The 21328-nt window shown below is 66.1% G+C and carries 20 protein-coding genes; 9 read left to right on the top strand and 11 right to left on the bottom strand.

Annotated features, from left to right (window positions below):
- The first annotated feature begins 13 nt into the window (after positions 1-13).
- On the top strand, positions 14-946 hold the full coding sequence (locus tag ACFMBG_RS08265; protein ID WP_421054234.1) for a 2-hydroxyacid dehydrogenase: 933 nt from the start codon (positions 14-16) through the stop codon (positions 944-946).
- Positions 947-1028: 82 nt separating this feature from the next.
- On the opposite strand, the gene ACFMBG_RS08260 is transcribed toward ACFMBG_RS08265, so the two are convergent.
- From ACFMBG_RS08260 to ACFMBG_RS08230, 7 genes are all read right to left on the bottom strand, one after another.
- Positions 1029-3044, bottom strand: a complete 2016-nt coding sequence (locus tag ACFMBG_RS08260; protein WP_421054233.1) for a M3 family metallopeptidase — start codon at positions 3042-3044, stop codon at positions 1029-1031.
- A 102-nt stretch (positions 3045-3146) separates the two neighbouring features.
- The gene (locus ACFMBG_RS08255) at positions 3147-3497 is read right to left on the bottom strand and encodes a hypothetical protein (protein WP_421054232.1); all 351 of its coding nucleotides are present in this window, start codon (positions 3495-3497) and stop codon (positions 3147-3149) included.
- Between the two features lie 9 nt (positions 3498-3506).
- Positions 3507-4556, bottom strand: a complete 1050-nt coding sequence (locus ACFMBG_RS08250; protein ID WP_421054231.1) for a HesA/MoeB/ThiF family protein — start codon at positions 4554-4556, stop codon at positions 3507-3509.
- Entirely contained in the window at positions 4556-5011 is a 456-nt protein-coding gene (dut, locus tag ACFMBG_RS08245) for a dUTP diphosphatase (RefSeq protein WP_421054230.1), read from the bottom strand. Before dut ends, ACFMBG_RS08250 begins: the two co-directional genes overlap by 1 nt.
- A 39-nt stretch (positions 5012-5050) precedes the next feature.
- Positions 5051-6247: a bifunctional phosphopantothenoylcysteine decarboxylase/phosphopantothenate--cysteine ligase CoaBC gene (gene coaBC / locus ACFMBG_RS08240; RefSeq protein WP_421054229.1), complete on the bottom strand. Its 1197-nt coding sequence runs from the start codon at positions 6245-6247 to the stop codon at positions 5051-5053.
- 222 nt (positions 6248-6469) lie between these two features.
- The gene (locus ACFMBG_RS08235; protein ID WP_421054228.1) at positions 6470-7306 is read right to left on the bottom strand and encodes a ChaN family lipoprotein; all 837 of its coding nucleotides are present in this window, start codon (positions 7304-7306) and stop codon (positions 6470-6472) included.
- Positions 7303-8181 (bottom strand): RNA polymerase factor sigma-32, encoded by an 879-nt coding sequence (locus ACFMBG_RS08230; RefSeq protein ID WP_421054227.1) that lies wholly within the window; start codon positions 8179-8181, stop codon positions 7303-7305. The genes ACFMBG_RS08235 and ACFMBG_RS08230 overlap by 4 nt, the downstream gene beginning before the upstream one ends.
- A gap of 277 nt (positions 8182-8458) precedes the next feature.
- Between ACFMBG_RS08230 and cobU the strand changes: the two genes are divergently transcribed.
- From cobU to ACFMBG_RS08210, 4 genes are all read left to right on the top strand, one after another.
- Positions 8459-8977, top strand: coding sequence for a bifunctional adenosylcobinamide kinase/adenosylcobinamide-phosphate guanylyltransferase (cobU, locus tag ACFMBG_RS08225; protein WP_421054226.1), 519 nt, complete (start codon positions 8459-8461; stop codon positions 8975-8977).
- Positions 8974-9555, top strand: a complete 582-nt coding sequence (locus ACFMBG_RS08220; RefSeq protein ID WP_421054225.1) for a histidine phosphatase family protein — start codon at positions 8974-8976, stop codon at positions 9553-9555. The genes cobU and ACFMBG_RS08220 overlap by 4 nt, the downstream gene beginning before the upstream one ends.
- Positions 9556-9613: 58 nt before the next feature.
- Entirely contained in the window at positions 9614-10297 is a 684-nt protein-coding gene (locus ACFMBG_RS08215) for a glutathione S-transferase (protein ID WP_421054224.1), read from the top strand.
- Between the two features lie 113 nt (positions 10298-10410).
- Complete coding sequence (locus tag ACFMBG_RS08210) at positions 10411-11919, top strand: YifB family Mg chelatase-like AAA ATPase (RefSeq protein ID WP_421054223.1); 1509 nt, start codon at positions 10411-10413, stop codon at positions 11917-11919.
- Here the strand turns inward: ACFMBG_RS08210 and ACFMBG_RS08205 are convergent.
- The 4 genes from ACFMBG_RS08205 to rsmI form a co-directional block, all read right to left on the bottom strand.
- Positions 11908-12816, bottom strand: coding sequence for an alpha/beta hydrolase fold domain-containing protein (locus ACFMBG_RS08205; protein ID WP_421054222.1), 909 nt, complete (start codon positions 12814-12816; stop codon positions 11908-11910). The genes ACFMBG_RS08210 and ACFMBG_RS08205 overlap by 12 nt on opposite strands.
- The gene (gene gshB, locus ACFMBG_RS08200; protein ID WP_421054221.1) at positions 12816-13751 is read right to left on the bottom strand and encodes a glutathione synthase; all 936 of its coding nucleotides are present in this window, start codon (positions 13749-13751) and stop codon (positions 12816-12818) included. The genes ACFMBG_RS08205 and gshB overlap by 1 nt, the downstream gene beginning before the upstream one ends.
- Before the next feature lie 71 nt (positions 13752-13822).
- Positions 13823-14197, bottom strand: a complete 375-nt coding sequence (locus ACFMBG_RS08195; RefSeq protein WP_421054220.1) for a YraN family protein — start codon at positions 14195-14197, stop codon at positions 13823-13825.
- A gap of 3 nt (positions 14198-14200) precedes the next feature.
- Entirely contained in the window at positions 14201-15058 is an 858-nt protein-coding gene (gene rsmI / locus ACFMBG_RS08190) for a 16S rRNA (cytidine(1402)-2'-O)-methyltransferase (protein ID WP_421054219.1), read from the bottom strand.
- 87 nt (positions 15059-15145) lie between these two features.
- Between rsmI and ACFMBG_RS08185 the strand changes: the two genes are divergently transcribed.
- Genes ACFMBG_RS08185 through ACFMBG_RS08170 form a run of 4 tightly spaced genes read left to right on the top strand, consistent with a single transcriptional unit; the run spans position 15146 to position 21243 of the window.
- Complete coding sequence (locus ACFMBG_RS08185; protein ID WP_421054218.1) at positions 15146-16312, top strand: penicillin-binding protein activator; 1167 nt, start codon at positions 15146-15148, stop codon at positions 16310-16312.
- Positions 16272-19112 (top strand): [protein-PII] uridylyltransferase, encoded by a 2841-nt coding sequence (locus tag ACFMBG_RS08180; protein ID WP_421054217.1) that lies wholly within the window; start codon positions 16272-16274, stop codon positions 19110-19112. The genes ACFMBG_RS08185 and ACFMBG_RS08180 overlap by 41 nt, the downstream gene beginning before the upstream one ends.
- Complete coding sequence (gene murJ, locus ACFMBG_RS08175; protein WP_421054216.1) at positions 19109-20659, top strand: murein biosynthesis integral membrane protein MurJ; 1551 nt, start codon at positions 19109-19111, stop codon at positions 20657-20659. Before ACFMBG_RS08180 ends, murJ begins: the two co-directional genes overlap by 4 nt.
- Positions 20656-21243 carry a Crp/Fnr family transcriptional regulator gene (locus ACFMBG_RS08170; protein ID WP_421054215.1) on the top strand — a complete coding sequence of 196 codons (588 nt, stop codon included), beginning with the start codon at positions 20656-20658 and terminating at the stop codon, positions 21241-21243. Before murJ ends, ACFMBG_RS08170 begins: the two co-directional genes overlap by 4 nt.
- The last annotated feature ends 85 nt before the right edge of the window (positions 21244-21328 follow it).

The following is a 21328-nucleotide window of genomic DNA, read 5'->3' as shown; positions in this document are numbered from 1 at the left end:
TCAGGGAGATCTCATGACCGCCAATGTCCTGTTTGCAGGCCGCCCCGATGCCTGGCCCGCCTATGAGCCGCTTTTGCTGGCGGAATTCGAAAGACTTGGCGTCGATGCCGATCTGCGCAGTGATTTCGCCCCTGCGGAGGTCGACTATATCGTCTATGCCCCCAACGGACCGGTCAGCGATTTCACCCCGTTCACCCGCCTGAAGGCGGTGCTGAGCCTGTGGGCAGGTGTCGAAAAGATCGTGCCGAACAAGACCTTGACCGTGCCGCTCACCCGGATGGCGGACACCGGGCTGGAACAGGGCATGACCGAATGGGTGGTGGGGCACACGCTGCGCTATCACCTCGGGATGGACATGCAGATCCACGGGCTGAACGGGCGCTGGCACCGGCATGTCCCGCCACTGGCCAAGGACCGGCGCGTCACGGTGCTGGGCCTGGGTGCGCTGGGAACCGCCTCGGCCAAGGCGCTGGCGGCACTAGGGTTTCGGGTCTCCGGCTGGAGCCGGACGCAAAAGGACATCGAAGGCATCACCTGCCACGCCGGACAGGACGGGCTGAAGGCCGCGCTGGAGCAGGCCGAGATCGTGATCCTGCTGCTGCCGGACACCCCTGCGACCAAAAATACGCTGAATGCCGAGACCCTGGCCCTGCTGCCCAAGGGGGCAAAGATCATCAACCCGGGCCGCGGGCCATTGGTCGATGATGACGCGCTGCTGGCCGCGCTCGACAGCGGCCAGGTGGGCCATGCGACGCTGGATGTGTTCCGGATCGAGCCGCTGCCGCCGGAACACCCCTATTGGGCGCATCCCAACGTGACGGTGACCCCGCATATCGCCTCGGAAACCCGCGAAAGCACCGCGGCTGAAGTCATTGCCGAAAACATCCGCCGCGGCGAGGCGGGCGAGCCGCTGCTGCATTTGGTCGACCGCAACCTCGGTTACTGAACGGAAAAGAGCGGACTCGCGCCCGCTCTTTCATCTTTCCCAAATACTCAAACCGGAGGCAGCGCCCGTCAGGGCGCTTTCTTTACTCCGCAGCCAGCCCGCGGCCTTTCAGCAGTGCTTCCACGCCCGGCAGCCGCCCGCGGAAAGCGGTATAGAGCTCCGCCGGGTCCGCAGAGCCGCCCGTGGAGAGGATATGCGCCTCCAGCGCCTTGGCGCGTTCGGCATCAAAAGCCCCGCCTGCCTCCTCAAAGGAAGCAAAAGCATCGGCGTCCATCACCTCCGACCACATATAGCTGTAGTAGCCCGAGGAGTAACCGTCGCCGGAAAACACATGGGCGAAATGCGGCGTGGCGTGGCGCATGATGATCGTGCGCGGTATGCCGATGTCTTCCAGTACCTCGGCCTGCTTTGCCATCGGGTCAGCAGGTGCCGGACCATCGTGGAAGGCCAGGTCCACCAGGGCCGAGGCCACATATTCCACCGTCTGAAAGCCCATGTCGAAATTGGACGCGCCCAGCACTTTCTCCAGCATCTCCTGCGGCATCGGCTCGCGGGTCTCCGCGTGGGTGGCGAACTCCTGCAGCACTTCCGGCACTTCCAGCCAGTGCTCATAGAGCTGGCTGGGCAGTTCGACGAAGTCGCGCGCCACAGACGTGCCGGAGATGCTCTCGTAGGTCACATCCGACAGCATCTGGTGCAGCGCGTGGCCGAACTCGTGGAACAGGGTGCGGGCATCGTCCCAGGACAGTAGCGCCGGGTCGCCCTTGGCGAAGTTGCAGACGTTGATCACCACCGGTGCCTGCGCCTCCGGGAACTTGGCCTGCTGCCGCATCGCCGAACACCAGGCGCCGGAGCGTTTCGAGCTGCGGGCGAAATAGTCGCCGATGAAGACCGCCACGTGCCGGCCGTCCCGGGTCACTTCCCATGCGCGGCAGTCGGGGTGGTAGAGCGGCACATCCAGCGGTTGGAACTCCAGCCCGAACAGGCGGTTTGCGCAGGCAAACGACGCCTCGATCATCCGGTCGAGCTGCAGATAGGGTTTCAGCTCCGCATCGTCCAGATCGTGCTCGGCCTTGCGGCGTTTCTCGGCGTAGTAGCGCCAGTCCCAAGGCTCCAGGTCGCCGTTGATGCCATCGGCCTGCATCATCCGGGTCAGCACCTCGGCGTCTTCGCCTGCCCGGGCCTTGGCAGCTTCCCAAACCTCCATTAGCAGCCCGCGCACGGCGCCCGGCGTCTTGGCCATTTCGGTTTCCAGCTTGTAGGCAGCAAAGTTTTCATAGCCCAAGAGCCGCGCCCGCTCCTCGCGCAGCTGCAGGATCTCAGCTGCAATGGCCCGGTTGTCGGTCTCTCCGCCATTGGCCCCGCGGGCGGCCCAGGCCTTGAAGGCCTTCTCGCGCAGGTCCCGGCGCGGGGAGAACTGCAGGAACGGCGTGATCAGAGAGCGCGACAGGGTGACAACCGGACCGTCCTTGCCCTTTTCCTCCCCCGCGGCGCGCGCCGCCTTGACCACGAAGCCCGGCAGGCCTTCCAGGTCTTCTTCGGAAAGCTCCATGAACCAGTCACGTTCATCGGCCAGCAGGTTCTGGGTGAACTGGGTGCCCAAGGTGGCAAGCCGCCCCTTGATCTCCTGCATCCGCTTGTCGGCCGCGCCCTCCAGCGCCGCACCGCCACGGACAAAGCCGCGATGAGTCAGCATCAGGACGCGCTGCTGTTCTTCCGTCAGATCCAGATCGTTGCGCTGGTCCCACACTGCCTTGACCCGCGCATAAAGCGCCTTGTTGGCGGTGATTGCCGAGAAATGCGCCGCGAGTTTCGGGGAAAACTCCCGCTGCAGTTCCTGCCGCTTGGGGTTGCTGTCGGCACCTGCCACGGTGAAAAACACGCCCAGCACCTGCTCCAATTCGCGGCAAGGGGTTTCCAGCGCCTCGATCACATTGGCAAAGCCGGGCGGCGCGCTGCTGTTTGCAATAGCGTCGGTCTGCGCCTTATGCGCCGCCAGCGCCTGCTCCAGCGCGGGGGCGAAATCGTCATCGGAAATGCTGTGGAACGGCGCGATTTCAAACGGCGTGTCCCAGCGGGACAAAAGCGGATTGGACATATGCTGATCTCCTTTAACGGCGACGCTAGCGGGAAAGCCAGAGGGCTGCAATCGGGCTGAGAAGCCGCGCCCATACCTGCCCGGATTGCGGGCATGGGCCGTTCAGCCGCCAGCCCCCAGGCCGTCCGCCAGCGCCGCCGGAATGATCCGGATCGGAACCCCGGCCACATTGGCCGCACGGGCAATGCGCCACTCGTACCGGCCCATTGCACCGTCGGTGTCAATCAGAGCGACCACCGGCTCCTTGCCGGTGATTTCAGCCGCAAACAGCGCCTGCTGAATACTGTCCAGGCTGCTGCGCTTGTCGAGGCCGAACTCGATGACCCGGTTTGCGTTCTCGCAATCGGTCCGGATCGACGCCGCGCCGCCGGGATAGGTGAACTCACGCACCGTCTCCGGCTGGCCGCCGAACAGGGCGCCGCACAGCAGCGCAATGTAATAGGCTTCATTCACGGGAAAGGATCAGCTTGCTGGCGTGCCGCCGCAGGCCGGGCACTCGTCCCGCTGGGACAGCCTGATCTTGCGGGTCTCGCCGTAGAGCCCGTCATAGATCAGCATTTCACCCCGCAGGACGGCTCCGGCTCCGGTGATCTGCTTGACCGCCTCCACCGCCATCATCGACCCGACCACGCCCGGCAGCGGGCCGATGACCCCGGCCTCGGAGCAGCTTGGCGCCAGGCCCGGCGCCGGGGCCTCGGGGAAGATGCACTGATAGCAGGGCCCGCCTTTGGCCGGGTGAAAGACGCTCAGCTGACCCTCCCACTGCGACAGCGCACCGGAGATCAGCGGCTTGCCCAGCGCCACGGCGGTGCGGTTCGCCAGGTAGCGGGAGTCAAAGTTATCGGTGCCGTCGAGGATCAGATCATACTCCGCAAATAGCTCCTCCGCGATCTCGTCCGTCAGGCGGCGGTTGTACGGGCGCACTTCCACATAGGGGTTCTGCGCCTCCATCGCGGCCTGAGCGGAGAACACCTTGGGCGTGCCGATATCCTTGTCGCGGTGGATCACCTGGCGCTGCAGATTGGCATTGTCGACCAAATCGTCGTCAATCACCCCGATGGTGCCAACGCCCGCGGCGGCCAGATACTGCAGCGCAGGCGCGCCGAGACCGCCCGCGCCGATCACCAGCACCTTGGCAGTTTTCAGCTTCTTCTGTCCAGGCCCGCCCAGCTCACGCAAAACAATATGGCGGGCATAGCGGTCGAGTTCGCTTTCGGTGAAGGTGCCGGCGGGCTGGGTCATCTGCGTATCCTGAGGCTGGGCGCGGGCTTTCAGGGCGGCCACGATACGCGCATAAAAGCCGGCCACAAGGGCAAAGCCGCCCAGCATCAGCCAGGGCGCCACCGAACCGCCAGTCCCTTCCCGCAATGGATGCCCGGCCGGCAGCGTCAGCTGCACGGCCAGCACGGCGGCAAACAGCACTGCCAGCAGCCCAAGGCGCAGGTTGCGCGGCAGGCCAAGGAAGCGCCCGCCCCACCAGATCAGCGCTGCCAGAATCAGGATCCGCAGCATCAGGCCTGCCCGGTGGAGCCAAAGCCGCCCGCCCCGCGGGCCGTTCCGGACAGCGCATCCGCCAGTTCAAACCGCGCTTGCAGGACCGGCGCCACCACCATTTGCGCAATGCGGTCGCCATGCGCGATCTGAAATGCCTCCTGCCCCGCATTCATCAGGATCACCCCCAAGGGACCGCGGTAGTCGCTATCGATGGTGCCTGGCGTGTTGGGCAAGGTGATGCCGTGTTTCAGCGCCAGCCCGGAGCGCGGCCGGATCTGCACCTCATAGCCTGAGGGGATCTCAATGCGCAGCCCGGTGGGCACCAGAGCCCGCTCCCCCGGCTGCAGCACCAGGCAACCTCGGTCCGGCAGGTTGGCGCGCACATCGGCGCCGGCGGCACCGGCGGTTTCATACGACGGCAGCGGCACATCCCGGTCTGCCCCCTCATCGTGGATCACACGGATAGTCACCATCACAGCGCCCCTGCTTCTTCTTTGCCTAAATACTCAAAATCACCCGGCCAGCGCCGCAGCAATCCGCTCTGCCAGCTTGCGCGCGACCTCATCCTTGCCCATGCGCGGCCACTCCTCGGCACCGTCATCGGAGATCAGGATCACCGCGTTTTCGCTGCCGCCCATGATGCCGGTTGCAGGCGAGACATCATTGGCCACGATCCAATCACAGCCCTTGCGCTTGCGCTTGGCAGTGGCGTTCTCGACGACGTCGTTGGTCTCGGCAGCAAAGCCGACGACCAGAGGCGGGCGGCCAGTCTTCATCTGCGAGACGGTTTTCAGAATGTCGGGGTTCTCCGCGAACTCCAGAACCGGCAGCCCGTCCTTGGACTTCTTCAGCTTGCGGTCAGAGGCGCTGGCCACCCGCCAGTCCGCCACCGCGGCGGCAAAGACCCCGGCATCGGCGGGCAGCGCCGCCTGCACCGCGGCTTCCATTTCGCGGGCGCTTTCCACCGGCACCACCTGCACCTCCTCGGGGGGCCGGACCGCTGCCGGGCCCGTGATGAACACCACTTCCGCGCCCTGGTCCCGCAGAGCACGGGCCACCGCCGCCCCCTGCGCCCCGGAGGAGCGGTTGGCGATATAGCGCACCGGGTCGATCGGCTCATGCGTCGGGCCGGAGGTCACCAGGATGCGCTTGCCCTTCAGGGGCCCGTCCGCGAGCCTGGCGGCGATGGCGGCCAGGATCTCGTCCGGCTCCGCCATCCGGCCGGGGCCGAATTCGCCGCAGGCCATGCCGCCTTCGTTGGGGCCCACAAGGGACACGCCATCCGCTTTCAAGGTCTCAAGGTTGCGCCGGGTGGCGGGGTGGTCCCACATGCGCACGTTCATCGCCGGCGCCAGCAGCACTGGCGTGTCGGTGGCCAACAGCAGCGTCGAAGCGAGGTCATTTGCGTGCCCCTGCGCCATCTTCGCCATCAGATCCGCCGTTGCCGGCGCCACCACCAGCAGATCGGCGCTGCGCGACAATTGGATGTGGCCCATCTCAGCCTCTGCCGTCAGGTCGAACAGCTCCTGATGCACCGGCGTTCCGGCCAGCGCCGAGACCGACAGGGGAGTGACAAATTCTGCGCCGGACTTGGTCAGCACCGGCGTCACCCGTGCACCCTGGTCCTGCAGGCGGCGGATCAGTTCCAACGACTTGTAGGCGGCGATACCGCCGCCGATGATCAGAAGAATATGTTTGCCAGCCAGCATTTGCGCACCCTCGCCCGGTTTGAGGCGACTGTACTGCGCCGCAGCGGAAGTGTGAAACGGTTTTCCCGGCTGCACCCCCAAGCGCAAGCGCCCGCACAAAGGCTCCCGCCCCCGCGCGGCACGGGCCCGCGGCCCCTGCCCTTGGCGGTGTTGGGCCGGGCGCCGTGCTGCGCACGGCGCGGGCCGGGACAGACGCCCTGCCGGCTGCTTGCGCAGATTTCCTCAGTTGCTTTTCTGAAACACCAGACAGGGATCGGGCCGATCTGCCGCCGGAGCATCCAGCACCAGATCGAAAGATCCGCTGATCTGCCCGTCCTCCGACTGGCCCAGGCTGCGGATCCGGGCCTTTGGGCGGGCCTTGGCCAGGTACACCGTCAGCCCGCGGTCGGTGCGGGCGTGGCCATTGCCGGTGATCACTGCCACCGGGCCGCCAGTCTCCGCCAGCGCCGAGTCCGCAGCAGTAGCCAAAGCCGCGTCGCGCAGGCGCTGTAACTCCACCAGAACCGGCAGCATTTCTGTCGGCATCGCATTGCAGTGATTGGCCAGCTGATCCGCCTCGCGCGCTGCCTGCTCAGCGTCCGGCAGCGGCTGATCCAGGCCAAAACGCGCGGCGGCCTCAGCACCGAAATAGGCAGCCACACCTTGCTCCAGCGCCCGTGCGGCCTCCGCCCGCGGCACCAGCGCGCCGTACTGCCGGGCGCCCTGAGCGGCAGCAAAGACCGGTGCGTACAGGGAAAACTCCGGCCAGCCGGACCCCGCCCAGTCCAAAGCTTCCGCCAGCCGCTCCGCATCCGACAGCATTTCCGGATCCAGATTAGCCGCTTGCTCCGCCGTGATCATCTCCCAGACCACCGCCTTGGGCTGCAGTTCCGCCAGCAGCGCAGCCTGCCGCTGGTGATGAACCGCGTTGTCATGCACCTCGCCGAGAACCGCCACATCCGCCCCGCGCAGCAATTCAGCCGCGGCGGGCAGATCACCGGCGCGGGCTGCGGACAAGCAAAGCGCCGCCAGAACGGCGGCGCGTGCCAGTGTTTTCAGGATTTTAAACCGCTTTCTCATGAAAGCAGTCTGTGCACCTCGCGCGATTGGCTTTCAAGGCTCTTGCGCATCTTCTGGAACGCTCCAGCCTCCAGCTGGCGCACCCGCTCCTTGGAGAGGCCCAGCTCGGTGCCGAGGCTTTCCAGTGTGCGCGGCCGCTCGCGCAGCTTGCGCTCGGTGATGATAAAGCGCTCACGGTCATTGAGCGCCTGCAGCGCCGTCACCAGCCACTTGCGCAGCTGGCGGCGGTCGTGCCGCTCCTGCACCAGCTCTTCGGCCTGCGAGGCATCATCCTCCAGCGCGTCGATCCACTCGCGGCCTTCTTCGTCGGTGGATTGCACCGCGTTGAGCGAGAAGTCGGCACCGGACAGGCGCCCCTCCATCATTTCCACATCGCGCAGCGGCACACCGATCTCGGTGGCGATCTTCTGATGCAGCTGATGCTGGTCCAGACGCACGCCCGAGGACCGCGCCTCACGTTCCAGCTGCGCCTGCACCCGGCGCATGTTGAAGAACAGTGATTTCTGCGACGAGGTCGAGCCGGTGCGCACCATCGACCAGTTGCGCATCACGTAGTCCTGGATCGATGCCTTGATCCACCAGACCGCATAGGTCGAGAATCGCACCCCGCGGTCCGGGTCGAACTTGTCGGCCGCCTTCATCAGGCCCAGGCCTGCCTCCTGGATCAGGTCGTTCATCGGCGCCCCGTACCGTTTGAACTTGGCCGCCATGGAAATGGCCAGGCGCATATAGGCATTAATGAGCCGGTGCAGCGATTTGACATCGCGGTCATCGCGCCAGGCATAGGCCAGCCGCCGCTCGGTTTCGGCGTCCAAAAGCTCCGCCTTCATCGCCTGTCTCGGCAATGGGTTTTCGATTGTATGATCTAGTGCCATGTGATTTCCCCCCGGAAACTAATTAACAAACTGCCGTCTGGGGACGCGCATGGAACAATTGGGGCCCGGTTCTTAATTCGGCCAACAGCAGCGGCGCACTGGATACGACTTTCGGCACATCCACGGGCCAAAACTGGAAAAGTGAAATTGTAATTTGGCCCCTGCGCAGCCTGTCCCGGACAAAAACTGTGGAACCCCGGGACGCTGCGGTCTCTTGTCTTCACCGGGCCCTGCGGTTACCCACAGGAACGGCTTCGTACTTACAGGTTAGCAAAGAATGCCTGCAAATGTAACTTTTATTCTGGGGGGCGCCGCCTCGGGGAAGTCCGCCTTTGCCGAGCAGCTTTGCATAAACTCCGGGAAAAGCAGGGTTTACTGGGCGACTGCGCAAATTTTTGACAGCGAAATGCGCGAAAAAGTGTCCCGGCATCTCGAACAAAGAGGCCCGGACTGGAGAACTGTTGAGGAGCCGGAAACGGCGGATCGGGTTCTTGGCGCGCTGGAGCCGGGCCAGATCTGCCTGATGGACTGCGCCACCATGTGGCTGACCAACCACCTGCTGGCCGATCATGACCTGGAGGCTGCTCAGGACGGGCTGCTGGCGGCAGTGGAGCATTGCCAGGCCGACCTGGTAATCGTTTCCAACGAAACCGGCCTTGGCATCGTGCCCGAGAACAAGCTCGCCCGCCGCTTCCGCGAGGCGCAGGGCCGGCTCAATATCGCGCTGGCAGCGCGGGCGGACACCGTCGTGCAAGTGACCGCGGGCCTGCCGCTGGTGCTGAAGGGGGCCATATGATCACCCGGCTGTTCCTGATCCGGCACGGGCCAACCCACGCCAAGTCCATGGTCGGCTGGTCGGACCTGCCCGCCGATCTGTCCGATTCGGTGGCGCTGGCGCGCCTGTCGGACTATCTGCCCGCAGACGCGCTGGTCGTGTCCTCGGACCTGTCCCGCGCGGCAGAGACCGCCACCGCTATTCAGGGACGCCGGCAGCGCCTGCCCCATATTCAGGCCCTGCGCGAAATCCACTTTGGCGCCTGGGAGCTGCGGACCTGGGCCGAGGTGGACGCCGAGGACCCGGAGCGCATCCGCGCCTACTGGGAAACCCCAGGGGATGTGACCCCGCCGGGCGGTGAAAGCTGGCACCAGGTCTGCAACCGGGTGAACGCGGCGATTGACGGGCTGATTGCCGCGCATCGGGGCCGCGACCTGATCGTGGTGGGCCATTTCGGCCAGATCCTGACCCAGATCCAGCGGGCGGAACTGCTGACCGCGGAAGAGGCCTTTGCCCACCGCATCGACAACTTGTCGGTCAGCGAAGTATCCCATGGCCCCGACGGGTGGCGGACAGGTGCGATCAATCACCTTCCGTGACGGATACCATCACAAACATTCCATTTCGCGATACGCCGCCAAGCGCTAGCCTCCTGGCATGGCTTATGAACTCTATATTGGCGACCGCATGTTCTCCAGCTGGTCCTTGCGCGGCTGGCTCATGCTCGAAAAATTTTCCCTGCCCCACACTGTGCATATGGTGGGGCTGTATTCCGGAACCATGGCGGATGACATGGCGCATCTGGCCCCGGCGCGGCTGGTGCCCGCCCTGCGCACACCCGAGGGCACGGTGGTCGGCGAAAGCCTTGCCATTGCCGAGACCTTGGCAGAACGGCACCCGGAGGCAGGCTTGTGGCCGTCCGGCCCGGAGCAGCGTGCCACGGCGCGCTGGCTCTGCGCGGAAATGGCCGCGGGCTTTGGCGCGCTGCGCGGCGAATGCCCGATGCAGCTGGCCCATGTGTACGACGGGTTTGAGGTCTCCAAGGCGGTGAAGGCGGATCTGCACCGGATAGAAACCCTGTTCGCCCACGCCCGCAAGGTCTCCGGCCACAGTGGCGGCTATCTGTTCGGGGAATATTCGCTGGCGGATGTGTTCTACACCCCGGTGGCAGCCCGGATCGTCGGCTACGGCCTGCCGGTTTTGGCAGAAACCCGGACCTATTGCAGCCTGCTGCTGTCCGATCCCGCAGTCCTGCGCTGGCAGGAGCAGGCCCATGAGGTCAGCTATGATCCTGAACCTTACGCGATAGATCTGCCCCGGCGCCCCTGGTCGCTGGACTGAACCTGGAAGGAGCGCGAATTCTGCGTGAATTCGCCTCCCGCAGCCCTTCGCGTTAACGACTCGGAAACCACGATTGCCAAGCATTTCTCCCTGAACCAGGAGGGTTGGGAGAGATGACCGCACGTTCCTACACAGTTGCCTTTCAAGGGGTCGAGGCCCGGCTGGTCGAGGTGCAATGCGCCGTCGCCCCGGGCCTGCCCGCCTTCTCGGTCGTCGGTTTGCCGGACAAGGCGGTGTCCGAGGCGCGCGAGCGGGTGCGGGCGGCATTTGCGGCGATGTCCATCGCCTTGCCCTCGCGCCGGATCACCATCAACCTGTCCCCCGCCGATCTGCCCAAGGAAGGCAGCCACTTCGACCTGCCGATTGCGCTGGCGCTGCTGGCTGCCATCGGCATCATCCCGGCGGAAAAGGCTGAGGAGACCATCGCCCTGGGTGAGCTGTCGCTGGACGGCCAACTGATGCCCGTGGCCGGGGCCCTGCCTGCCGCCGTGACCGCGGCGGAGGAAGGCCGGATGCTGCTCTGCCCGAAATCTTCCGGGCCGGAGGCCGCCTGGGTCGATGCCGCACAGGTGATCGGCGCCGCCACGCTGACGGAGGTGGTGCAGCATTACACCGGCCAGCGCCGCATTGAACCTTCCGCGCCCGGGGAGGCCGTCAGCGGCCTGGGCGGCAAGGATCTGCGCGACGTGAAGGGCCAGGAAACGGCTAAGCGGGCGCTGGAAATCGCTGCTGCCGGGCGCCATCACATGCTGATGATCGGCCCGCCCGGCTCCGGCAAATCCATGCTGGCGGCGCGGCTGCCCTCGATCCTGCCGCCATTGTCGCCTTCGGAGGCGCTGGAAACCTCGATGATCCATTCCTTGTGCGGGCTGATCGACGACGGCGGCATCAGCCGCGCCCGCCCTTTTCGCGAGCCGCACCATACTGCTTCGATGGCGGCGATTGCGGGCGGCGGGCGGCGCGCCCAGCCCGGCGAGATCAGCCTGGCCCATAACGGCGTCCTGTTCCTGGACGAATTGCCGGAGTTCGGCCGTTCCGTGCTGGAAACCCTGCGCCAGCCGCTGGAGACCGGCGAGGTGATGGTGGCGCGCGCCAATGCCCATGTGAAATACCCCAGCCGGTTCATGCTGGTGGCTGCCGCCAACCCCTGCAAATGCGGCTATCTGGCCGATGCCAACCGCGCCTGCTCCCGCGCGCCCGTCTGCGGCGCGGATTACCTGGGCCGGATCTCCGGCCCGCTGCTGGACCGCTTCGACCTGCACTTGGACGTGCCGCCGGTGGATGTCGCCGATCTGGAGCTGCCGCCCAGCGCCGAAGGCTCTGCCGAGGTGGCGCAACGGGTGGCCATCGCCCGTGAGGTGCAATCGGCGCGGTTCCGGGACCATCCCGGCCTGCGCCAGAACGCCGATGCCGAGGGCCGCCTGCTGGAGGAGATCGCGGCCCCGGATGCCGAAAGCCGCGCCCTGCTGGTCCGCGCCGCGGAGCGGTTCGGCCTCAGCGCGCGCGGCTATCACCGGGTGCTGCGGGTGGCCCGCACCATCGCCGACCTGGCCTGTGAAGAGCGGGTGCAGCGACAGCACTTCGCCGAGGCACTCAGCTTCCGGCTGCCCTCATCCCGCTGAGCCGCCGTCCAGGGCCGACACCGCAAAGGCTGCCGCCTCTTCCAGCGCTTCCTGCCCTTCCGGCAGATGTCCGGCCATGAATTGCCAGACATGCGGCACACCGCGCCACAGACTCAGGCGCACTGACCCGCCCGCCGCCTGCAGCCGTTCTGCCATGCGCTGCGAATCCGACAGCAGCACTTCAACATCGCCTGCCTGGATCAGTACCGGCGGCGGATCGGGATAATCAGCGAATAAGGGAGACGCCCGGGCATCCGCGGGGTCTGCCCCCGCCAGATACTGCTCCACAACTTCTTTCATCCGCCCCGTCGGGATCAGCACATCCTTCGCCTGGTTGGCCTGTATACTTGCGCCGCTCAGCGTCAGATCGCACCAGGGGGAAAAGGCAATCAGGCCCGCCGGGCGTTCCCCCTCGGCCAGCAGCCCGCCAAGCAGCGCCAGCGCCAGCCCGCCCCCGGCACTGTCGCCCGCCAGCAGGATATCACCCGCCGCATAACCCATGCCGCGCAGAGACTGCCAGGCCGCCATGGCATCGTCGTATGCGGCCGGAAACGGAGCCTCCTGCAGCAGCCGGTAGTCGGGCACCGCTATTTCCAACCCGGAAGCATAGGACAGACGGGACAGCATTCCCTGATAGGCACGGGCGCTGCCGGCCAGAAAGGCTCCGCCATGCAGGAACAGAATGATCTGCCTGCTGCGGGTCTGACCGGCAGACACCAGGTACAGCGGCACCGGAGCAGGCCGCCGCAGCACCCGGGTAAAGGGCAGCGCCGGGCAGAACAGCGGCGCCGCAAGCTCGAAGACCCTGCGCGCCAGCTGCGGGCTGCTGGTCACCTGCAGCACCGGTTTCATGCCATAGCGCATCCACGCATTGATGGCCCGGCGCTGCCAGCTCATCAGCGGATCTTGGCTTCGATCGCCTGCCAGACCTTCTCTGCGATGTTCACCCCGTCAAACCGCTCCAGCTCCTGAATGCCGGTGGGCGAGGTCACGTTGATCTCGGTCAGGTAGTCGCCGATCACGTCGATGCCGACAAAAATCTGGCCCTTCTCGCGCAACAGCGGCCCGATGGCGGCGCAGATTTCCTCGTCCCGCTCCGTCAGACCGATCTTCTCAGGCCGCCCGCCCGCATGCATGTTCGACCGGGTCTCGCCGGCGGCGGGCACCCGGTTGATTGCGCCCACAGCCTCGCCATCGACAAGAATGATCCGTTTGTCGCCCTTGCTGACGTCGGGCAGGAACTTCTGCACGATCAGCGGCTCGCGGCTGAAGCCGGTGAACAGCTCGTGCAGGGCAGTCAGGTTGCGGTCGCCGTAATCGAGCCGGAACACCCCGGCCCCGCCGTTGCCGTAAAGCGGCTTGAGGATGATGTCTCCGTGCTTTTCCTTGAATGCCTTGATGGTCACCAGATCGCGGGCAATTGCCGTCGGCGGGGTCAGTTCCGGAAAGTCCAGCACCAGAAGCTTTTCCGGGTAGTTACGCACCCAGAAGGGATCGTTCACCACCAGCGTTTGCCCCTTCAGCCGGTCCAGCAGATGGGTCGAGGTGATGTAATGCATGTCAAACGGCGGGTCCTGGCGCAGCCAGACCACGTCAAAAGTGCCCAGGTCCACCTCGCGCACGGGTCCCAGAACCGCCGGCTCGCCCGCAATGCGCTGCACCGTCATGTCCTGACCGCGGGCGGTGACGCGGCCCTCCTGATAGGCCAAGTGGTCCGGGGTGTAGAAAAACAGCTCATGCCCGCGTGCCTGCGCCTCTTCGGCCAGGCGGAAGCTGCTGTCCGCATTGATGTCCACGCCCATGACAGGGTCCATCTGAAAGGCGATCTTCATGGCAGTATCCCTTGTAAACTGGCCAAATACATGGCCCACCCTGCCCCGGGGTTCAATGGGTCAGGCGCGGTTCAGTCCATCCCGAAAGCGTTTTCGATGATTTCCACGGCGCCGGTTCCGTCGACCAGCGCCGCGTCAAAGCGCACCGGCGTCAGCTGGCCCTGCGGTTCGTTCTCAAGATACTGGCCGGCGCTGGCATAGATGCGCTCCGCCTGCCGTGGGGTGATGCGCAAGGCTGCTGCTGCGCTGGTGGCGCTGTGCTTCACTTCGACAAACACCAGCCCGTCTGCCCCCTGCAGGATCAGGTCGATCTCGCCGCCCTGCCCGCGCCAGCGGCGCTCCGCCACGGTATAGCCGCGGTTCTCGTAGTGGCGCGCCACGATCTCCTCCGCCGCCTCGCCTGCCAGATGGGCGCGGCTGCCGCGGTGCTGGCGCGCGCGGGACACGGCCTAGCCGCCCTTCGCCAGCTGCAGCGCCAGCTGATACACCTTGCGCCGGGGCAGCCCGTGCATCTCGGCAACGATCCCGGCGGCATCCTTGACAGAATTGCCCTGCAAGGCCGCCTGCAGGTCGCTTTCCAGATCCCCTTCGCTCACTTCCGCTTCCTGAGCACGGTCGACCAGCAGCACGATCTCGCCCTTGACCGGGTTGTCTTCCAGACCCGCGGCCAGATCCGCCAGCGGCGCACGGCGCACTTCCTCGAACTTCTTGGTGAGCTCGCGGCACAGCGCCGCCGGGCGGTTGCCCAGAACTGCGGCCATGTCGGCAACCGAGGCTGCAACGCGCTTGGGCGATTCATAGAAAATCAGCGTGCCGGGGATCTCCCGCAGTTCCTCCAGCCGCTTGCGGCGGGCGCTGGACGCATTGGGCAGGAAACCGGCGAAAAAGAACGCATCCGTCGGCAGCCCCGCCAGTGTCAGCGCCGTTGCCGCCGCCGAGGCGCCGGGCGCGCAAGTAACCGTGTGCCCGGCCTCCGCAGCCGCGCGGCTGAGGTCAAAGCCCGGGTCGGCAATCAGCGGCATCCCTGCCTCGGAGGCATAGGCAACCGACTTTCCTTCCGCCAGCGCCTCCAGCAGTTTCGACCGCGCACCGGTGCCGCTGTGGTCGTGGTAGGCGATGATCCGCCGCCCGCCCAGCGGCACGCCATGTATTTCCAACAGCTTGCGCAGCGAGCGTGTATCCTCGGCCGCAAGCACATCCGCCGAGGCCAGCACATCCAACGCACGCAGGGTAATGTCACGGGCGGTGCCGATCGGCGTGGCAACAAAGTAAAGCCCGGGGGACAATATGACATTCTGGTGATTCAACGCTGGACCCGCCTTTTTGGTCGTTTATGATCCGTCTTTAAACCCACGCGGCGCAACCACGCCGGGAGAACGGAGTTTCAAGCCATTATGTTTGCTGTTTTCAAACGGGCCCGCAAGGCGGCATTGACAGCCGCCGCGGCACTTTCCGCCATTGCCCTGACGGCCTGTGATCCGGTTGCCATCGGCACCGGCCCAACCATCAACACCTCCAAGCCGGTGCCGGTGGCACTTCTGGTGCCGCGCGGCTCGGCCCAGCAGGGCGACCGGGTGCTGGCCCAGAGCCTTGAGAATGCGGCCCGGATGGCAATCGGCGACCTGCAGGGGGCGCAGATCGACTTGCGGGTCTATGACACCGCGGGCAGCCCCGAAGTCGCCTCCGACGCCGCGCAGCAAGCGCTGGATGACGGTGCCCGTGTGATTCTGGGGCCGGTCTATGCCGAGGCCGCCAATGCGGCGGGCATCGCCGCCCGCCAGCGCGGCGTGAACGTTCTGGCCTTCTCCAACAACCCGGCGATCGCCGGCGGCAATGTCTTCATCCTGGGGCCGACCTTTGACAACACCGCCCGCAGGCTGACCAGCTTTGCGGCCCGCAACGGCAAGCGCAGCATCCTGATTGTCGGCGGCAATGATGCGGCCGGCACCGCAGGCCGGGCGGCCATCCAGCGCGCCGCCAGCCAGACCGGCGCCAATATCGCGGGCAGTGTCGGCTATGAGCTGTCTCAGCAGGGCGTGATCAATGCCATCCCCACCATCCGCAGCGAAGCGGCGGGCGCGGATGCGGTCTTCCTGACCTCGACCACCGCAGGCGCGCTGCCGCTGCTGGCGCAGCTGATGCCCGAAGCCGGCGTCGATCCGGCGGTGACACAGTATATCGGTCTGACCCGCTGGGACATCCCGCCGCAAACCCTGACCCTGCCCGGTGTGCAAGGCGGCTGGTTCGCCTTGCCGGACCAGGGCAAGGTGCAGCAGTTCAGCGCCCGCTACCAGGCCAGCTACGGCGCAGCGCCGCATTCGATCGGCAGCCTGGCCTATGACGGCATTGCCGCCATCGGCGCGCTGGTTGCAGCGGGCAAATCCGACGCCCTGACCGGCGCGGCGCTGACCCAGGGGGCCGGGTTCCAGGGGGCCGGCGGCATCTTCCGCCTGCTGCCGGACGGCACCAATGAGCGCGGCCTTGCAGTTGCCACCATCCAAGAACAGAAGGTCGTGATCATTGACCCAGCCCCAAGCAGCTTCGCCGGCGCAGGTTTCTGAAGCCTCTGCCGGCTCCGCGCGGCACACTGCCAACGGTTTTCCCGAACCGCTGGGGCCGCTGATTTGCGAGCCCGCGGAGATCTTTGATGCCGCGGCCGTCCGTGCACAGATCGAAGCTTTGGCAGCGGACACCCGTCCAGCAGAGCTGCGCGGCGAGACGGTGAAGATCCTGCGCGCGGCCAACAAGGCCGGGCGCGCGGTCATTGCCGAGGCCTTTGCCGCCAAACCCTTTGCCGCGCGCGAGCTGACCCGCTCCTATACCTTCCTCACCGACGGGCTGGTCACCACCGCATTGCATGTGGCCAGCGGCCTGCTGCACCCGCTTGCCAATCCGACCCGCGGCGAGCGCATCGCGGTGATGGCGGTGGGCGGCTACGGCCGGGGCGAAATGGCGCCGGCCTCGGACGTCGACCTGCTGTTCCTGACCCCCTACAAGATCACCGCCTGGGCCGAGAGCGTGATCGAATCCATGCTCTACATCCTGTGGGACCTGCGGCTGAAGGTGGGCCACGCCAGCCGCACCATCAAGGATTGCATCCGCCTGGGCGGCGAGGATTACACCATCCGCACCGCGATGCTGGAGCACCGGTTTCTGGCCGGCCATGCACCGCTGGCCAAGGAGCTGGACAAGCGGCTGCGGGCAGAGCTGTTCTCGAAGGATGCCGAGCAGTTCATCGAAGCCAAGCTGGCCGAGCGCGACGCGCGCCACCTTAAACAGGGCCAGCGCTATGTGGTTGAGCCCAACGTGAAAGAGGGCAAGGGGGGCCTGCGCGACCTGCAGTCGCTGTTCTGGATCGCCAAATACCTCTACCAGGTCAAGGACGCCGAAGACCTGGTGCCCCTGGGCCTGTTCCACCCCGAGGAAATGGAACTGTTTGCCAAGGCGGCCTCCTTCCTGTGGGCGGTGCGCTCGCATCTGCATCTGGCCACCGGCCGCGCCACCGAGCAGCTGACCTTTGACATGCAGGTCGAAGTGGCCGCGCGCATGGGCTACGAGGACCGGGCCGGCCGCCGCGGCGTCGAGCTGTTCATGCAAGACTACTTCCGCCACGCCACCCGCGTCGGCGACCTCACCCGGATTTTCCTGACCAAGCTGGAAGCCACCCACCAGAAGGGCGCACCGCTGCTGGAGCGGATCTTCCGCCGACGCCCTCGGATCAAGCCCGGCTACCGGGTGGTGCACAACCGCCTGGATGTTGTCGACCCCGACGCGTTTCTGCAGGACAAGGTCAACCTGCTGCGGCTGTTCGAGGAAGCGCTGCGCACCGGCATGCTGATCCATCCGGACGCGATGCGGCTGGTGACTGCCAACCTGCACCTGATCGACGACAGCATGCGTAACGACAAGGAGACGCGGAAACTCTTCCTCGACCTGCTGCTCAAGCACGGCAACCCGGAACGCGCGTTGCGGCGGATGAACGAACTGGGGGTGCTGTCCGCCTTCCTGCCCGAGTTCGAGCCGATCGTGGCGATGATGCAGTTCAACATGTACCACTCCTACACGGTGGACGAGCACACCATCCAGGTGATCGCCAATTTCGCCGCACTGGAGCGCGGCGAGCTGGAGGATGAGCTGCCGCTTTCCTCGGAGGTGCTGCGCAAGGGTTTGAACCGCAAGGTGCTGATGGTGGCGATGCTTCTGCATGACATCGGCAAGGGCCGGCCTCAGGACCATTCAATCCTGGGCGCCCAGATCGCCCGCAAGGTGGCGCCCCGGCTGGGGCTGAAACCCTCGGAATGCGAAACCGTGGAATGGCTGGTGCGCTATCACCTCTTGATGTCGGACATGGCCCAGAAACGCGACATCGCCGACCCGCGCACGGTGCGCGATTTCGCCAAGGCGGTGCAGACCGTCAAGCGGCTGGACCTGCTCTTGCTGCTCACCGTCTGCGATATCCGCGGCGTCGGACCGGACACCTGGAACAACTGGAAAGCGGCGCTGCTGCGCGCGCTCTACGGCCAGACCCGCGCCGCGCTCGAAGGCGGCATGGAGGCGCTGAACCGCGAGCACCGCGGCGCCTCGGCCAAGAAAGCGCTGCGCAAGGCGCTGCCGGACTGGTCCAAGGCTGACCTCAAGACCGAGACCGCCCGCCACTACCCGCCCTACTGGCACGGGCTGCATGTCACCGCGCATGTGGATTTTGCCGAGATGCTGCGCGACTACACCGCCAAGGGCGACCCCGGCGAAGTGATGATCCGGCTCTACCCTGACGTGGACCGCGACGCCACCCGCGCCTGCTTCGTGATGGAGGATCACCCCGGCATCTTTGCCCGCATCGTCGGCGCGCTGGCACTGGTCGGGGCCAATGTGGTGGATGCACGCTCCTACACCACCAAAGACGGCTATGTGACGGACGCGTTCTGGATCCAGGACAGCGAGGGCCATCCCTTTGACCCGATGCGCCTGCACCGGCTCAAGCAGATGATCGAGAAGACGCTCAAGGGCGAGGTGATCGCCCGCGAGGCGCTGAAATCCCGCGACAAGATCAAGAAGCGCGAGCGCGCCTTCAAGGTGCCGACCCACATCACCTTCGACAACGAGGGCTCGGAGATCTACACCATCATCGAGGTCGACACCCGCGACCGGCCCGGCCTGCTGTATGACCTGGCACGCGCCCTGGCCTCCGCCAATGTCTATATTGCCAATGCGGTGATTGCGACATATGGCGAGCAGGTGGTGGATGCCTTCTATGTCAAGGACATGTTCGGCTTGAAATACTATTCGGAGTCCAAACAGCGGACGCTGGAGAAGAAGCTGCGCGAGGCGATTGCCGAGGGCGCAAAGCGGGCGGATATATGAAGCCAATCAGATTGCTTTCGGGGTTCCTGACCGTCGGGTTCTGGACGCTGGCCAGCCGTGTGCTCGGCTTTGCGCGCGAAATCCTGATCGCGGCCTTCATCGGCCCGGGGCCGGTGCTGGATGCCTTTATCGTCGCTTTCCGCCTGCCCAACATGTTCCGCCGGTTCTTTGCCGAAGGCGCCTTCAACGCGGCCTTTGTCCCCGCCTTTGCCAAACGCTACGAGGCTGGCGAAGACGCGGGGGCCTATGCCCAGCAGGCCTTCAACCTGCTGGCCGCCGCGGTGCTGGCGCTGGTGGGCCTGGGCATGGTGTTCATGCCGGGGCTGGTCTGGCTGACGGCCGGCGGCTTTGTCGGGGATGCACGGTTCGATCTGGCGGTGGGATACGGCCATATCGTCTTTCCCTACATCCTGTTCATGTCGCTCGCGGCGCTGTTTTCCGGGGTGCTGAACGCCACCGGACGCTTTGCAGCCGCCGCTGCTGCGCCGGTTCTCCTCAACATCTTTGCCTGCTCTGCCATGACTGCAGGCGCGCTCTTGGGCGGCGAGGTGATCACCTGGCTGGTCTGGACCATCCCGGTGGCCGGGGTTGCCCAGCTGGCGTTGGTCTGGGCAGCCGCCGGCAGGGCAGGCATCTCCCTGCGTCCCGGCCTGCCCCGCTGGAACAGCGAGATGCGCGATCTGGTCCGGATTGCCGTGCCCGCCGCGCTGGCCATGGGCGTCACCCAGATCAACCTGGTGGTCGGGCAATACGTGGCCTCGGACATCGAAAAGGCCGCCAGCTGGCTGTTCATTGCCGACCGCCTGTACCAACTGCCGCTGGGGGTCGTGGGCATTGCCGTCGGCATCGTGCTGCTGCCCGCCCTGTCGCGCCGCCTGCGGGCCGGCGACGGTGCAGGCTCGCAAGACGCCCTGTCGCGCGCCGGGGAGTTCTCGCTGCTGCTGGCGGTGCCCTCCGCGGTTGCCTTCATCACCGTGCCGCTGCCGCTGGTCTCGGTCCTCTATGAGCGCGGCGCCACCGGCCCGGAGGATGTGGCCGCCATCGCCATCGCCGTCGCCATCTACGGCGCGGGCCTGCCGGCCTTCATGCTGCAAAAGGTGCTGCAGCCGCTCTATTTCGCCCGCGAGAACACCAGAACCCCGTTCCGTTATGCGCTGGTAGCGATGGCGGTGAACGCTGCCCTGGCTTTTGGCCTCAAGCCGGTTCTAGGCTGGATCGCCCCCGCCATTGCCGCCTCCGCTGCAGGCTGGGCCATGGTGGCGCTCTTGGCGCTCGGCGCCCGCGGCATGGGGGAGGAAGCCCGGTTCGACGCCCGCTTCCGCCGCCGCGCCTGGCGCATCCTGGCGGCCTCTGCCGTGATGGGCGCGGTGCTTTACGCCGTGGCCGAAACGGCGGGCTGGCTGTTCACGCTGGATTACTGGCGCTACCTGTCCCTGCTTGGCCTGGTGATGCTGGGCGGCGCGGTCTACTTCACCGCAGGTCAGGCCCTTGGTGCCTTCCGCCTGTCGGAATTCCGCAGTGCCCTCAGCCGCCGGAAACGGGCATGAGCCGCCTCTCCTGCGCCGCAGGCACCGTGCTGTTCCGCCCGGGACAGGAGTGCCCCGGCTTTGTCCGCCTCACTGCCGGCCGCATCAAGGTCACACTGACAGCCGCCAACGGCCGCGAAGTCGTGCTCTACCGCGTCGGCCCGGGCGATGTCTGCCTGCAGACCTTTGCCTGCCTCACCGACGGGCGCTCCTATGCAGCGGAAGGCGTGGCGGAAACCGCGCTGGAAGGCGAGATCATCCCGCACGCGGCGTTCCGCCAGGCGATGTCGGAGGACGGGGCATTCCGCAGCGAAGTCCTGACCGCCGTTGCCCGCCGCTTTGCCGACTACGAGCAGCTGGTCGAGGATGTCGCCCTGACCGGCTTTGATGCACGTCTCGCCCGGGTGCTTCTGCGGCTGGCACAGACCAGCGGCGAGATCCGCATCACCCATGACGCGCTGGCCGCGGAAACCGCTTCTGGCCGCGCCTTCGTGACCCGCCGCCTGCGCGAGTTCGCCCGCCTTGGCTTGGTGGAAACACAGCGCGGACACCTGCGTATCCTCGACCGTACCGGGCTGGAGCGGGTGGCTCAGGATGAAAGCTGAGCTTTGGTGACACTGTCACCGACAGGGCTCCGCAACTGGCCTAGAAAGGACTCGCAATTCCGCAAGTGAGTTCGAAAGGACAGAA

The sequence above is a fragment of the Leisingera coralii genome, assembly GCF_049056525.1.
In the GTDB taxonomy this organism is placed as follows: Bacteria; Pseudomonadota; Alphaproteobacteria; order Rhodobacterales; family Rhodobacteraceae; genus Leisingera; species Leisingera coralii.
The sequence above is the reverse complement of the archived record's forward strand: the minus strand, read 5'-3'. Positions and strand labels throughout refer to the sequence as shown.